The sequence below is a fragment of the Streptococcus cristatus genome, from assembly GCF_963529205.1.
GTDB classification, from domain to species: Bacteria; Bacillota; Bacilli; order Lactobacillales; family Streptococcaceae; genus Streptococcus; species Streptococcus cristatus_O.
The window spans coordinates 24,073-39,637 of the sequence record NZ_CAURYF010000008.1 but is presented as its reverse complement, the minus strand read 5'-3'; the positions used below and the strand labels follow the sequence as shown (position 1 = coordinate 39,637).

Here is a 15,565-nt window from a genome sequence, read left to right as displayed (position 1 = left end):
ACAGAACCTTATTACTTTGATGAATTATATTACAGACTATTGAAGAACTTGTAAAAACAGACATGTATTTTGAATTTTTTTGATAGTTTAAAGGCTATCCCGAGCTATTTCTATGTTTTTTGCTCCATTTAAATCGAACTATATCGTAGAAGAAAAATAAAACTATACCTAAAATGAAGGCTGCTGTTCCTTCCTTTAATCCCCTTGGAACAAATGATAGGGTAACTCTGCCTGCTCCTCTGCTCACATCAAGTTTCATAAAACCATTCTGCGCACGTTTTAACGGTACCTTCTTGCCACCTACACTAGCCGTCCAGCCTCTGTCATAAGGAATGGTGAAAAAGAGAGAACTATTTCTATCCGCTTGATAATCAACCGTTACCGTATTGGATTTTGTCGTCACAGAAACTTCTTGTTCTTTCAATTTACTTATTAACTGCTGATATTTATTCACATCCACAGAGAAAAATTCTGGCTGGTTAAAAGACACAGTCCGATTCTCTGGAAAAGAAAATTGGATAGAAACCGTCTGTGCTTCCTTAAAATAACCAATATTCAAAAATGGAAAAACATTATGAGTTGAGTAACGATTCGTGATTTCATTTACAGTGATATTGACATCCGTTTGATTATCGTTTGAAAAATCAAGATCTGCAAGGTTGACATAGACTTGACTACCTGCAGGCACCTCAATTGTGTAAGTAATGCTAGCATAGCTTAACTGAGCATCATTTTCAATGCTTGCAGTTACTTTCCCTTCAGTTTCTTCCTCATTACCAACTATAGAAATCCGCTCATAATATTTATGCTTCAAACCTGATAATTGATTTAAAAAGGCTGTTTGATTGTCAAGCGTTAAATTTGTAAACTTGACATCTTTGTAAACATCATTGGTTAAGAAAGCCAAGCCCAAAGTATAATTGTTCTCATACAGTGTCATTGACCGCTCAGTCTTCTCTGCAGAAAAACCAAATTTCTGTGGGTCTCTTTCAGATAAGTTATATCTTACAGCAAAGATACTATCCATCAAAATAGTATTATTTTGATAGCGGAGATTGAGATTAGTTCCTGCCGATTTAAATCCTAATTTATCTAAAGTTGAGCTAGCTTGCGTATTTCTGACTGATGAAAATTGAGAAATTCCATTATAATTAAATTTCATACTGTCATTGCCAGTCTGAGGATCAAGCCTCTCTGTTCGAAAGAAATCTCTATTTTCCCTCTTACTATACTTGACAAGTTTGTCAATTTCATCCATCTTTTTCGAATAGGAAGAACGACTTGCAAAGACCCATTCTTTAGCAATACCATCGACCTGATAATAAGAGTTTAAGGTGAGCTCAAAAACCACAAAAAATAGTAAAGATAGTGTAAACATACTCTGCCTAACGTGACAACGAATAAAAGCAAAGCTGATTAACAGATAGGCAAAGAAAAACTCTAAAGTAAAAATGTAATTTTCAGGACCAAGAAAATCATAGCGTTTACTATAGTATAAAGTGGCTAGAAAACCAAAAGAAATGAGCAGGAAGCTAAGGAATACTTGCCACCATTTAACTTCCTCCAAACGATTGAGCGTTTCTGCAGCCATCAAAATGATAAGAAGAGAAAAAAGCCAAGAATAGCGATGTAAAAACATATTTGGCGCATGCATTCCCTGCCAGAGTAAATCCAAATACTGCAGTCGGAAGCTCACTATAAAAATGCCAATCAACAGAATGTAGGTCAGTTTCACGCGAAGCTTAATACTTTTTATCGTGAAAAACAAGATACTTAAAATGAGAGGAAATAGACCAACATAAATCATAGGAATAGAACCGTACTTAGTTGTGTCAAAACTTCCTATAAAATTTTTAGCAAAAATATCTAGATACCAACTTTTCTCAGTAAACAAGCCTTCAACCTTTGTCAAGGTCTCACCATGTGAACTCAGATCTAGATAAGTCGGCAAAATCATAATTAGACTAGTAAGCCCTGCTAATATTGACACGATCGCAAAATCAGGGAAAGACCGAATCCTGGCCTTAAAGTCCCAAGAGAGCTGAACGAGATACCAAAGAACTAAAAACAGAGCCATCATGTAACCAAAATAATAATTCTGGATAAAGAGAATTGACAAGCTTGCAAAGTATAAAACTCTCCCTTGTCCATTCATCAACTTGTGTAAACCAAAGATGATAAGGGGTACCAATATAAATACATCTAACCAAGTTTTAATTTCTAGTTGACTGACTGAGAAACTCATCAAGGCAAAGGAAGTTGACAGAATCAAGATTAGTGTGTCTGGAATTTCTTTAAAGATCCCTTTAATACTAATACAAGTTGTCAAGCCAATCAAGCCAAACTTGATAAGAGTAAACAAGTAGACTGCATCCGGCATTGATTTTAAATCGAAAAAGTAGACGAAGGGGGAAAGGAAACTTCCTAGATAATAGCTGGAGAGAGCATAAAAATTTTGCCCTAATCCACTTGAAAATGTGTAAAAAAGACTATCCGTTCCATGAAGGATATTCCTCAATGTCGTATCAAATACGACATACTGATGGAAGCCGTCTCCAAGTAACGGCGAAGTATCGCTTCCCCAGTAAATACCTTGACTCAGATAAACGAAACACATAATGAGAAAAGGTAAGGTGAAGGAAGCTAAATAAAGCCAATTTTTCTTAAAAAAATATCTGATTTTTTCCATGTTTCTTATAGAGAAAGAGGCCGAAACGTTGTTTCATGCCTCTGTAAACTTCTGTCAACTTATGTTGACAACTTATTAATCTTTCCAAAGTTCTTTGACTTTTGCCTGAACTTCTTGATTTTCCAAAAATTCATCATAAGTTTCGTCAATGCGGTCAATCACACCATTTTTTGAGAGAACGATGATATGGTTGGCCAAGGTTTGAATAAACTCATGGTCATGGCTGGCAAAAATGATTGACTCTTTAAAGTTCTTCAAACCATCATTAAGACTAGAAATAGATTCCAAATCCAAGTGATTGGTTGGATCGTCCAAGACCAAAACATTTGACTTGAGAAGCATCAGTTTAGACAGCATAACCCGAACTTTTTCTCCACCTGACAAGACGTTGACAGACTTGTTAACTTCATCGCCAGAGAAGAGCATCCGACCCAAGAAACCGCGAAGGAAGGTATTATCATCCTCTTCCTTGCTAGCAAATTGACGGAGCCAATCAAGAATAGATTCACCACCCGCAAAGTCGCGAGAATTATCTTTTGGCAAATAAGAACGACTGGTTGTAACGCCCCACTTGACAGTTCCTTCATAGTCAATATCTCCCATCAAGGCACGAATCAAGGCAGTTGTCTGGATATCATTTTGTCCAATCAAAGCTGTCTTATCTCCAGGGCGCAGGATAAAGCTGATATTGTCAAGAATAGTCTCGCCATCAATCTTGACAGAAAGATTTTCTACTGTCAAGAGATCGTTTCCGATTTCACGCTCAGCTTTAAAGCTGATAAATGGATATTTTCGACTTGACGGAACAATTTCTTCCAATTCAATCTTATCCAGCATCTTTTTACGAGAGGTTGCCTGTTTAGACTTAGAAGCATTGGCTGAGAAGCGAGCCACAAACTCTTGCAATTGCTTGATTTTTTCTTCCGCCTTAGCATTTCGGTCAGCGAGCAACTTAGCTGCCAATTCACTTGATTCTTTCCAGAAATCATAGTTTCCGACATAAAGTTTGATCTTACCAAAATCAAGGTCAGCCATATGCGTACAAACTTTATTTAAGAAGTGACGGTCGTGGGATACGACAATAACTGTATTCTCAAAATCAATCAAGAAATCTTCCAACCAAGTGATAGACTGGATGTCCAAACCATTGGTCGGCTCATCCAGAAGTAAGACATCTGGCTTGCCAAAAAGAGCCTTGGCAAGAAGGACCTTAACCTTGTCACCATTCGACAATTCACTCATATTTTGATAATGCAAGTCTTCTGGAATATTGAGGTTTTGTAGCAATTGAGATGCTTCACTTTCAGCTTCCCAGCCACCCAACTCAGCAAATTCTCCTTCCAGCTCAGCTGCTCGAACTCCATCCTCGTCAGAGAAGTCAGGCTTCATATAAATAGCATCTTTCTCTTTCATAATGCTGTAAAGGTGCACGTTCCCCATGATAACGACATCAATGACCCGCTCATCCTCATAGTCAAAATGATTTTGACGCAAAACAGAGAGTCGCTCATCTGGCCCTAAAGAAATATGGCCTGTCGTTGGCTCAATATCCCCAGCTAAAATCTTCAAGAAGGTAGATTTACCTGCACCATTCGCCCCAATCAAACCATAGGTATTTCCTTCTGTAAATTTAATATTTACTTCATCAAATAATTTTCGATCACTGAAACGCAGTGACACATCAGATACTGTAAGCAATGATTTTCTCCTATATATGTGATCTCCTCCATTTTACTAGAAAATTCTTCTTTTTTCAAATTATTATGGGATAAAAAACTATTTTAAGAGATAAATATGTTGTAAACCTTGTAAATACCATGTAAACATGTTGTCAATTAATTGTTTTTTGAGCTGCGAATCTTCTTTTTTCTTCTAGATTCTTCCGCATTTTCTTTGAAAATGATATAATGAGAACAACACTAATTGAGGAGCAAGCAATGACAAAACCCATTATTTTAACCGGAGACCGTCCGACTGGAAAATTACATATTGGTCATTATGTAGGAAGCTTACGTAACCGTGTCCTTTTACAAAATCAAGACAAGTATGAGATGTTTGTTTTTCTGGCGGACCAACAAGCTCTGACAGACCATGCGAAAGATCCACAAACGATTGTAGAATCCATTGGTAATGTGGCTTTAGATTATCTAGCAGCTGGACTGGATCCCAAAAAAGCAACTATTTTCATCCAGAGTCAAATTCCAGAGTTGGCAGAACTGTCAATGTACTATATGAACTTGGTGTCTTTAGCTCGTTTAGAGCGCAATCCGACTGTCAAGACAGAAATTGCTCAGAAAGGTTTTGGAGAAAGTATCCCAACTGGCTTTTTGGTTTATCCTATCTCTCAAGCAGCTGACATTACAGCCTTTAAGGCCAATTATGTACCTGTCGGAAATGACCAAAAGCCTATGATTGAGCAGACACGTGAAATTGTTCGTTCTTTCAATCATGCTTATGATTGCGAGGTTCTGGTGGAACCAGAAGGCATCTATCCAGAAAATGAAGCGGCTGGTCGTCTGCCAGGGCTTGATGGCAATGCTAAAATGTCCAAATCATTGAACAATGGGATTTATCTAGCGGATGATATGGATACTCTCAAGAAAAAGGTCATGAGCATGTATACCGATCCCGACCACATCAAAGTTGAAGATCCAGGAAAAATCGAAGGTAATATGGTTTTCCATTATCTGGATGTTTTTGGTCGGCCAGAAGATGCTGCTGAAATTGCGGCTATGAAAGAACACTACCAACGCGGTGGTCTGGGTGATGTCAAAACTAAACGCTATCTCTTAGAGATTTTGGAGCGGGAATTAGGACCAATCAGAGAGCGTCGCCTCGAGTTTGCAAAAGACATGGGCCAAGTCTATGACATGCTGAAAGAAGGCAGTGAACGTGCTCGACAAGTTGCTGGACAAACCCTGTCAGAAGTCAAAAATGCAATGGGAATTAATTACTTTAAATAACGAACAATAATAGCAGATTGTATCAAAAACCATCGTCTTTTACCTTCAAAAGAGATGGTTTTTAATTTTTGCATAATAATCATTGACAAATGCCTATAGAATGGTATGATATTAACAATAAAAAGACGAGCCCTGCTCAATATATAAGAAAAGAGGAAACTGTGGATGTCTAACTGGGACACTAAATTTTTGAAAAAAGGTTTTACCTTTGATGATGTATTGCTCATTCCAGCTGAAAGTCATGTGTTGCCAAACGATGCTGATTTAAGTACAAAACTTGCTGAGAATTTGAAATTAAATATCCCAATTATTACTGCGGCTATGGATACAGTTACCGAAAGTCAAATGGCGATCGCCATTGCCCGTGCCGGCGGTCTAGGTGTCATCCACAAAAATATGTCTATTGCACAGCAGGCTGATGAAGTTCGTAAGGTAAAACGTTCTGAAAATGGTGTCATTATCGATCCATTCTTCCTGACTCCTAATCATACAATTGCTGAAGCAGATGAATTGATGGGTCGCTACCGCATCAGTGGTGTGCCAGTGGTTGAAACGATGGAAAATCGTAAATTAGTCGGTATCTTGACTAACCGTGATTTACGCTTTATTTCAGATTATAATCAACCAATTTCCAACCACATGACCAGTGAAAATCTTGTTACAGCTCCAGTCGGAACTGATCTGGCAACTGCTGAAAGAATTCTGCAAGAACACCGGATTGAAAAACTACCTTTAGTGGATGAAAACGGTCGACTTTCTGGTCTCATTACCATTAAAGATATTGAAAAAGTGATTGAGTTCCCAAATGCAGCTAAAGATGAGTTTGGTCGTCTGCTAGTTTCGGGTGCGGTAGGGGTCACTTCAGATACTTTTGAGCGTGCAGAGGCCCTCTTTGAAGCAGGAGCAGATGCCATTGTTATTGATACAGCCCATGGCCATTCAGCTGGCGTTCTACGTAAAATTGCTGAAATTCGTGCTCACTTCCCAGATCGCACTTTGATTGCCGGAAATATTGCAACTGCTGAAGGTGCACGCGCCCTCTTTGATGCCGGTGTTGATGTAGTAAAAGTCGGAATTGGACCAGGATCTATCTGTACAACTCGTGTCATTGCTGGTGTTGGTGTCCCACAAGTAACAGCAATCTACGATGCAGCTGCAGTTGCGCGTGAATATGGAAAAACCATCATTGCTGATGGAGGCATCAAGTACTCAGGTGATATCGTCAAAGCGCTTGCTGCAGGTGGAAATGCAGTTATGCTTGGTTCCATGTTTGCTGGAACAGACGAAGCACCAGGTGAAACTGAAATCTTCCAAGGACGTAAATTTAAAACTTACCGTGGAATGGGCTCTATCGCAGCTATGAAGAAAGGCTCTAGCGATCGCTACTTCCAAGGTTCTGTCAATGAAGCTAATAAGCTAGTTCCAGAAGGAATTGAAGGGCGTGTAGCTTATAAAGGAGCCGCTGCAGATATCGTCTTCCAAATGTTGGGCGGTATCCGTTCTGGTATGGGATATGTCGGTGCAGCTAATCTGCAAGAACTTCATGAAAATGCTCAATTTATTGAGATGAGTGGTGCTGGTTTGAAAGAAAGTCACCCTCACGATGTACAAATCACCAATGAAGCTCCAAACTACTCTGTCCAATAAAATTATAAAGAAAAACAACCTTGTCAACTCCTTGACAAGGTTGTTTTTCTAATTTACAAAGTTGTAAAATGTATTTACAATTTATTGACTAATCTGTAAAGTTAACATTCTCTTCTTTCTTTATTACACCCTGACTTATCTGAAAAATATTAATATCTTCTGGTAGATTATGTAAGTGATCTAAGCTAGTTGTCGTGATGAAAGTCTGGATATTTTGAGAGATAGTTTCTAGCAATTTTAATTGACGCATATTGTCAAGCTCGCTCATTACATCGTCAAGCAATAATATCGGAGTATCTTTTGTAAGACTTTCAATTAGTTTGATTTCAGCTAATTTGAGAGATAGAACAACACTGCGGTGTTGGCCTTGGCTACCAAATCCAGCATCCATATCATTGATAAAAAAGTTGATATCGTCTCGATGAGGTCCGACACCTGTATTCTTTTTGAAAAGATCGCGTCTACGGCTCTCTGATAAGGCAGCTCGAAAAGAAGCTTCCAAATCTTCGAGACGTGAAAACGGAACAGATGACAAGTACTTGATTATAAACTTCTCTTTTCCTTGAGAAATATCTCTATGACTTTCCTGAGCAAAACCTTCCAACTTTTCAATAAAGTCTAAGCGATGTTGCATGACACGACAACCAAAATCAATCAGTTGCTCATCTAAAACAGAGAGAAAGGTTTCATCTACCTTGTCATTGGCCTTAAGATAGGCATTTCTTTGCTTGAGCACATGATTATAACTAGATAAGTCAGCAAGGTAGATGGGCTTGATTTGCCCAAGCTCAATATCAATAAATTTTCGGCGCAAAGCAGGGGCGCCTTTAATGAGCTGTAAATCTTCTGGAGCAAACAAGACAACGTTGACAATCCCTATATAATCTGATAATTTCCCTTGTTTTAAATGATTTATCTTGGTTATTCTCCCCTTTGGTGTCAACTCGATGTCAAGTGGGATTTTACCCGTTGTTTTTTCAATGATTCCTGAAATTTGAAGATTTTTCTCTTGAAAATGAATCAAATCCTTATCGGTTCGGGTTCGGTGACTGCGAGTAAGGGCTAAAAAATAGATGGCTTCTAGAATATTGGTTTTCCCCTGTGCATTTTGCCCCAGAAAGATATTAAGGCCAGGATCAAAATCAACCTCCGCAGACTGGTAATTACGAAAATGTTTAATTTTCAGCGTTTTTAACCACATGGCTTAGGTTCCTGGAAAGCGAACAGGTGCTTTTTTGCTTCTCTGCTCGGGCTTTCTTTTCTTCTGTTCTTTTTTTGCTGGTTGAGATTTTTTCAAGTCCTTATTCATGGCTTTAACTAAGTCTGCCACTCTTTTTTTCTCTACTTGCTCCTCTTGATGTTCAAGGATCTCCTCCTGACTTGGGGCAAGGAGGACAATCTCCAGTTCTTGGTCTGGGAGAGAGACGACATCTCCAATTCTAAGTTTTTTTCCTCGTCTATTTTCTAGTTCGCCGTTAAAAAAGACCTGATTATCTGCTAAAAAGGACTTGATTGCTCCACCACTTTGAATAATACCGACTTCTTTTAAGAGAGCCTGTAGAGTAATGTATTCGTCAAATAATTTATATTCCATATTTCACCTCAATCCTTGTCATTATATCATAATTTAAGCAGAAACTGTTCCGTGGTAGTCTCATTCAAGGACAAGTTTTACTAGAAAAACAGAAAACGCTTTAATCACTAAAATTGCCGATCCTTACAAAGCATTAAATAGCATTTCGTGTTATAATAGAAGTCTATATTATTCGGTATGAGGAGCGCAATGGAAATCATAAAAGGAGTACATCTTCACTTCATTCAATCAGAAAAATTTAAAACTAATAAAATTAAAGTGCGATTTTCAGCTCCTATGTCTGAAAAAACAATAGCTGGGCGGGTTCTTACGGCCAGTATGCTAGAGACTTCAAATGCTCTTTATCCAACATCGCAAGCCTTTCGAGAAAAATTAGCGAATTTATACGGTGCTAATTACTCAACAAGCCTCTCTCGACGGGGTTTAGTGCATTATCTGGATATCAATCTTTCTTTCGTGCGAGATCAATTCTTGAGCCGTAAGAATATGTTAGCAGATGAAATGCTAGATTTTTTGAAGGCTAGTCTCTTTTTTCCTCTGTCAAATGGAAAGGCTTTTGATACTAAAACCTTTGAAATTGAAAAGAGAAATGTTTTAACAGACTTGGAAGCTGAAATTGAGAATCATTTCTACCATGCTCACAGAGAGTTAAATAATTTATTTTACGATTTACCAGAAATGCGAATTCCGCGCGTGGCAACAATCGAGCTAGTAGAAAAAGAAACAGCTGAAACTAGTTTTTCTGCTTTTCAACAAATGCTAAATCAGGATCAAATTGATTTTTTCTTCATCGGTGATTTCAATGAGATTGCTGTCCGTGAGAAAATCCAAGAATTCCAGTTTTCTGAGCGAGAGCAGTCTTTACAGCTTAGCTATCAGCAAAACTATTCAAATATAACTAGAGAAAAGCTGGAGCAGCGAGATGTGCATCAGTCCATTGTTGAACTAGCCTACCATTTTTCTAGTCAATATGGGGATCGCAGCCATCTGCCCCTGATTGTTTTGAATGGCTTGTTGGGAGGATTCGCCCACTCCAAACTCTTTGTCAATGTCCGGGAAAAAGAGAGCCTAGCCTACACCATCTCTAGTAATTTTGATATTTTTTCTGGTTTGATGCGAATCTATGCTGGAATTGACCGAGCAAATCGGACAAAGACCATCGCTTTAATCAACCGCCAAATTCTAGATTTGAAGCGGGGGCATTTCACAGATGAAGAACTTGAACAAACCAAGAATATGCTAAAAAATTCGATCCTTCTGGCTCAGGATCGACAAAACACCTTGATTGAGCGTGCTTACATGTCCTCTGTTCTAGGGAAAAAATTTCTGTCACTAGAGGCTTGGCTGAAAGCATTAGAAAATGTCAGCAAGACTGATCTTATAGAGGCAGCCCAGCAGTTGAAATTACAAGCGATTTACTTTATGGAAGGGAAATAATGCAGAATCCAGGTCTAGAAAAAATCAATTATATAGCCGTGGGAGAAAGCATCTATCGGGCGGTGCTAGCAAATGGATTGCAGGTTTACCTACTCCCTAAAAATGATTTTAATGAAACCTACGGCATCATCTCAACCCATTTTGGCTCTGTTGATACTAAGGTTGTTTCACGTGAAACAAAGCAAGTTTCTCATTATCCAGCAGGGATTGCGCATTTTTTGGAGCACAAATTATTCGAGCGTGAAAACGGCGAGGATTTGCTGCAGGAATTTACCAAGTTTGGTGCAGAAAGTAATGCCTTTACAAGCTTTACACGAACCAGCTATCTGTTTTCTACGACAAACTGTGTAGCAGAAAATCTGAAGCTGTTGCAGGAACTCGTTTCCCAAGCTAATTTTTCAGAAGAATCTGTTCAGCGTGAGCAAGGAATTATCCAACAAGAAATCGAAATGTACCAAGACGATCCAGATTATCGGCTCTTCTTTGGTGCTTTGAGCAATCTCTACCCTCAAACTCCACTAGCAGAAGATATCGCTGGAACGACAGAGTCAATCATGGATATTACTGTGGAAGATCTGACAGAGAACTTCGAGCTTTTCTACCGTCCGTCCAATATGACTTTATTTGTCATTGGAAATTTCGACTTGGAGTCCACTTTTGAAGACATTGTCCAAACACAAGAGACCTTATCGCCTCAATTATTAACTTCAGTAATTAAAAAAGAGCCTATCAGCTTACAACCTGTGCTTCCAACCGCTACTAGTCGCATGGAAGTTGCTAGTCCTAAGTTGGCGATTGGTATTCGTGGGAAAGATGCGATACAGGATACGGAGCTTTATCGCTATAAAATTGCCCTGAAATTGCTTTTTGCCATGATGTTTGGTTGGACTTCCAAGCGTTTCCAGACCCTGTATGAAAATGGCAAGATTGACAATTCGCTCACTCTTGAAGTAGAGGTGGCAAAGGAATTCCACTTTGTCATCCTAACTATGGACACGCAGGAACCAGTAGGAATTTCTCATCAATTCCGCTCAGCCATTCGGAAGTTTGCCCAGGATCCAGATGTCACAGAAACACATCTAGACACGATTAAAAGTGAAATGTTTGGAGATCTTCTGCATGGTCTGAATTCTCTTGAATACATGGCAACCCAGTATGAACCGCATTTAAAAGGTGAAAATCTTTTTGATTTACCTAAGATTTTACAGGATATCACTCTAAATGACGTCTTAAAAGTCGGATGTCGCTTTATTGACCAGTGTGATATGACAGATTTTACTATTTTCCCAAAATAGTTCCGAGTTTATTTCAAAATTTTGTTAGAATAATGTCTAAGAGAAAAGGACTATCCCTATGAGAAAAAAAACGATAGGAGAGGTACTCAGACTTGCTCGAGTAAATCAAAAACTTACTTTAGCAGATGCAGCCAAAAAAACAGATATAAAAACTGACTACCTAAAGGCTCTTGAAAACAATCAATACGAAAAATTTCCGAATGCCTTTTACGTCCGTAGCCTGCTACGAAAATATGCTTGGGCTCTGGATTTAGACGAGACAATTCTTTTAGAGGCCTACGACACAGATAATACTGTCGTTTATGACGAAATTGAATTAGCTGAAAACGAAGAATTTCGAAGTAGAAAATATAAAAATCGTTCTTTCTCGCTTCCGCTCTTTTATTTCCTAGTAGTTGCCTTGTCTATCATTATTTTTGTCACCTATTACGTTTGGCAATATGCAAATACAACTACTCCGCAGTTTACCAGCTCTGATAGTTACAGCCTCGTCTCTAGCTCAAGTCTCGAAGATCGTTCAAGTCCACCTGAGACCTCCACTACAGATTCTAGTTCAACAAAAGAAAAGCTGGAAGTCACTGGAGAAGGAAACTATTTAACTGCAAAATATCGCGGTGAGTCGCAAACTACTCCGTTAACAATCTCAGCGAGCAACACCTCAAGCTGGATTAGTGTGACAAATACAGACTTGGCAGCAGGTACAACCCTTACTCCAACCCAATCAAGCCAAACTGTGACACTCTCTCCCAATACAACTTATACAATTACCTTAGGAGTTGTAAAAGGCGTCACTGTCACTGTCGGCAGTCAGAAAATAGACCTATCTACCTTGACCAGTGACAGTGCTGTAATTACCCTTACAATTGAACCATAAAGGAAGAATGATGAAAAAAGAAAATATCCCCAACGCTTTAACCCTTGCCAGAATTGCCTTAATTCCAATCTTTATTTTGATTTTGACTTTTGGGCATTCGCCAGCCATGCATATCCTAGCTGGAATTATTTTCGCCCTTGCCAGCATCACAGACTATCTAGATGGCTATCTGGCGCGCAAGTGGCAGGTCGTGACTAATTTTGGAAAATTTGCCGATCCCATGGCCGATAAACTGCTGGTTATGTCCGCTTTTATCATGCTGATTGAAATGAAAATGGCTCCTGCTTGGGTGGTAGCTATCATCATTTGCCGAGAGCTGGCCGTCACTGGTTTGAGACTCCTCCTAGTCGAAACTGGCGGAACAGTTCTAGCGGCCGCTATGCCAGGCAAGATCAAGACTTTCACGCAGATGTTTGCCATCCTCTTTCTTCTGCTTCATTGGACGTTACTCGGTCAGATTCTCCTTTACATAGCCCTGATTTTCACTATTTATTCTGGCTATGATTATTTCAAGGGCAGTGCCTATCTCTTTAAAGATACATTTAAATAATATGGAAAATATCATTGAAGTAAAAAATCTTAGTTATCGTTATGACCATAACTCTGAAGATTATATTTTAAAAGACGTATCGTTTCACGTGAAACAAGGAGAATGGCTATCTATTGTCGGTCACAATGGTAGCGGAAAATCGACTACTGTTCGTTTGATTGACGGTCTTTTGGAGGCCGAGAGTGGCGATATTATCATTTCTGGAGATAAATTGACGGCTGATAATGTTTGGGAAAAACGTCGCCAAATCGGTATGGTCTTTCAAAATCCTGATAATCAGTTTGTTGGGGCGACTGTTGAGGATGACGTTGCATTTGGTCTGGAAAATCAAGGCATGGATTATCCCATGATGGTGAAACGCGTCCATGAGGCTCTGGAGCTAGTCGGCATGCAGAATTTTAAAGAGAGGGAACCTGCTCGACTTTCTGGCGGACAGAAGCAAAGAGTCGCTATTGCTGGCGTAGTCGCGCTCCAGCCAGATATTATCATCTTGGATGAAGCAACCAGTATGTTAGACCCTGAAGGACGACTGGAATTGATTCGGACTGTCAAAGAAATTAAGGATAAGAATCATTTAACAGTCATCTCCATTACTCACGATTTGGACGAGATTTCGCTGAGTGACCGTGTACTTGTTATGAAAAATGGTCAGGTTGAGTCAACTGCTACACCGAGAGAACTCTTTTCTAGACCTGATTTGGAAGACTTAGGCTTAGATCAACCTTTTGTCAACCAGGTCAAAGCTGCCATGATTCAAACGGGGTTAACTCTGCCAAAAAACTATTTAACTGAAAAAGAATTGCAGGAACAATTATGGGAATTACTCTAAATAAAGTCAGTTATACCTATCAGGCTGGAACTCCATTTGAGGGTCCAGCGCTTTTTGAAGTTGATTTGGAAATCAAAGATGGCTGCTATACGGCTTTGATTGGGCACACTGGTAGCGGAAAATCAACCATTTTACAACTCTTGAATGGCTTGCTGACTCCTAGCGAGGGCAGCGTGCAAGTCAACAATGTTACCATTACCTCAAATTCCGTCAACAAGGACATCAAACAAGTTCGTAAACAGGTTGGTTTGGTCTTTCAATTTGCTGAAAGTCAGGTTTTTGATGAGACTGTTTTGAAAGACGTGGCCTTTGGCCCGCAAAATTTTGGGGTTTCTAAAGAAGAAGCTGAGGCTTTAGCACGTGAAAAATTAAGCCTTGTCGGCATTTCTGAAGAATTGTTTAGCCGCAGTCCTTTTGAACTTTCTGGCGGGCAGATGAGAAGGGTCGCCATTGCTGGAATCCTAGCAATGGAGCCTGATATCTTGGTTCTGGATGAGCCAACGGCTGGACTTGATCCAGCAGGGCGCAAGGAATTGATGGAACTCTTTAAGAAACTGCATCAAGCTGGAATGACCATTGTTCTTGTAACCCATTTAATGGATGATGTTGCTAATTTTGCCGATACGGTCTATGTGTTAGAGAAGGGCCGCGTCGTCAAAAGCGGTCAGCCTGCTCAGGTTTTTCAAGATATCGATTTTATGGAAAAGATTCAGCTAGGAGTGCCTAAAATCACGAAATTCGCTCAGGAATTAGCTGAAAAAGGAATGACATTTTCTCATTATCCAATTACAATTGAGGAATTTAAGGAGATGATACATGGATAAATTGATTTTAGGACGGTATATCCCAGGAAATTCAGTCATCCATCGATTGGATCCGCGCAGTAAATTGGTGGCCATGTTCTTCTTTATTTTATTAATTTTCTGGGCCAACAATCTCATCACTAATTTGCTGCTATTTGTTTTCGTTTTTACTCTGATTTTTCTCTCAAAAGTTCCTTTGACATTCTTCCTAAAGGGCATTCAATCCATGGTTTTCATCATTGCCTTTACCACCCTCTTCCAGCTCTTTCTGACGGGGGGAGGCAAGGTACTTTTCCAATTTGGTTTCATTAAAATTACAGAATTTGGTCTTTCTCAAGCGGGGATTATCTTTAGCCGTTTTGTTTTGATTATTTTCTTTTCAACTCTGTTGACCTTAACCACAACACCGCTCAGCCTTTCAGATGCAGTAGAAGCCCTACTAAAACCACTCAAAGTCTTTAAAGTTCCTACGCATGAAATTGGCCTCATGCTGTCTATGAGCCTGCGCTTTGTACCAACTTTAATGGACGATACAATGCGGATTATGAATGCTCAGAGGGCTCGAGGAGTTGATTTTGGCGAAGGAACGATTGTACAAAAGGTTAAGTCAATTATTCCAATTTTAATCCCTTTATTTGCTTCTAGTTTCAAACGGGCAGACGCCTTAGCTATCGCAATGGAAGCGCGTGGCTATAGTGGTGGTGAAGGAAGAAGCCGCTATCGACAACTTTCTTGGAAAATGATTGACAATCTGGCTATTCTCTCTATTTTCCTGATCGGTATCTTGCTCTTTATCTTAAAAAAATAAAGAATAGTATAAGTTTGATAGCAATATTTTTGTTAGAGATCTAATGAAATACACTAAAAATCCTTTTAAAATAATA

At 39.2% G+C, this 15,565-nt stretch carries 13 protein-coding genes; 9 read left to right on the top strand and 4 right to left on the bottom strand.

What is annotated here, in order from left to right:
- Positions 1-94: 94 nt before the first annotated feature.
- Positions 95-2,689, bottom strand: a complete 2,595-nt coding sequence (locus RWS39_RS03100) for a YfhO family protein (protein WP_314480357.1) — start codon at positions 2,687-2,689, stop codon at positions 95-97.
- Positions 2,690-2,764: 75 nt separating this feature from the next.
- Positions 2,765-4,387 carry an ATP-binding cassette domain-containing protein gene (locus RWS39_RS03095; RefSeq protein ID WP_314480355.1) on the bottom strand — a complete coding sequence of 541 codons (1,623 nt, stop codon included), beginning with the start codon at positions 4,385-4,387 and terminating at the stop codon, positions 2,765-2,767.
- Between the two features lie 239 nt (positions 4,388-4,626).
- Here RWS39_RS03095 and trpS point away from each other — a divergent pair, with 239 nt between their 5' ends.
- Both trpS and guaB read left to right on the top strand, forming a co-directional pair.
- On the top strand, positions 4,627-5,652 hold the full coding sequence (gene trpS, locus RWS39_RS03090; protein ID WP_062004568.1) for a tryptophan--tRNA ligase: 1,026 nt from the start codon (positions 4,627-4,629) through the stop codon (positions 5,650-5,652).
- Positions 5,653-5,817: 165 nt separating this feature from the next.
- Positions 5,818-7,299, top strand: coding sequence for an IMP dehydrogenase (guaB, locus tag RWS39_RS03085; RefSeq protein WP_314480350.1), 1,482 nt, complete (start codon positions 5,818-5,820; stop codon positions 7,297-7,299).
- 88 nt (positions 7,300-7,387) lie between these two features.
- Here the strand turns inward: guaB and recF are convergent, their stop codons facing one another.
- Both recF and yaaA read right to left on the bottom strand, forming a co-directional pair.
- The gene (gene recF / locus RWS39_RS03080) at positions 7,388-8,500 is read right to left on the bottom strand and encodes a DNA replication/repair protein RecF (RefSeq protein WP_314480346.1); all 1,113 of its coding nucleotides are present in this window, start codon (positions 8,498-8,500) and stop codon (positions 7,388-7,390) included.
- Between the two features lie 3 nt (positions 8,501-8,503).
- Positions 8,504-8,893, bottom strand: coding sequence for a S4 domain-containing protein YaaA (gene yaaA / locus RWS39_RS03075; RefSeq protein WP_314480343.1), 390 nt, complete (start codon positions 8,891-8,893; stop codon positions 8,504-8,506).
- 189 nt (positions 8,894-9,082) lie between these two features.
- Between yaaA and yfmF the strand changes: the two genes are divergently transcribed.
- From yfmF to RWS39_RS03040, 7 genes are read left to right on the top strand one after another with little or no spacing between them, the layout of a single operon-like run.
- Complete coding sequence (gene yfmF / locus RWS39_RS03070; RefSeq protein ID WP_314480340.1) at positions 9,083-10,330, top strand: EF-P 5-aminopentanol modification-associated protein YfmF; 1,248 nt, start codon at positions 9,083-9,085, stop codon at positions 10,328-10,330.
- On the top strand, positions 10,330-11,625 hold the full coding sequence (gene yfmH, locus RWS39_RS03065; RefSeq protein WP_314480337.1) for an EF-P 5-aminopentanol modification-associated protein YfmH: 1,296 nt from the start codon (positions 10,330-10,332) through the stop codon (positions 11,623-11,625). Before yfmF ends, yfmH begins: the two co-directional genes overlap by 1 nt.
- A gap of 58 nt (positions 11,626-11,683) precedes the next feature.
- Entirely contained in the window at positions 11,684-12,499 is an 816-nt protein-coding gene (gene rodZ, locus RWS39_RS03060) for a cytoskeleton protein RodZ (protein WP_314480333.1), read from the top strand.
- A 10-nt stretch (positions 12,500-12,509) separates the two neighbouring features.
- The gene (gene pgsA / locus RWS39_RS03055) at positions 12,510-13,049 is read left to right on the top strand and encodes a CDP-diacylglycerol--glycerol-3-phosphate 3-phosphatidyltransferase (RefSeq protein WP_005592114.1); all 540 of its coding nucleotides are present in this window, start codon (positions 12,510-12,512) and stop codon (positions 13,047-13,049) included.
- A 1-nt stretch (position 13,050) separates the two neighbouring features.
- On the top strand, positions 13,051-13,878 hold the full coding sequence (locus tag RWS39_RS03050; protein WP_314480330.1) for an energy-coupling factor ABC transporter ATP-binding protein: 828 nt from the start codon (positions 13,051-13,053) through the stop codon (positions 13,876-13,878).
- Positions 13,863-14,702: an energy-coupling factor ABC transporter ATP-binding protein gene (locus RWS39_RS03045; RefSeq protein ID WP_314480328.1), complete on the top strand. Its 840-nt coding sequence runs from the start codon at positions 13,863-13,865 to the stop codon at positions 14,700-14,702. The genes RWS39_RS03050 and RWS39_RS03045 overlap by 16 nt, the downstream gene beginning before the upstream one ends.
- Positions 14,695-15,489, top strand: coding sequence for an energy-coupling factor transporter transmembrane component T family protein (locus RWS39_RS03040; RefSeq protein WP_314480325.1), 795 nt, complete (start codon positions 14,695-14,697; stop codon positions 15,487-15,489). The genes RWS39_RS03045 and RWS39_RS03040 overlap by 8 nt, the downstream gene beginning before the upstream one ends.
- Positions 15,490-15,565 lie beyond the last annotated feature (76 nt).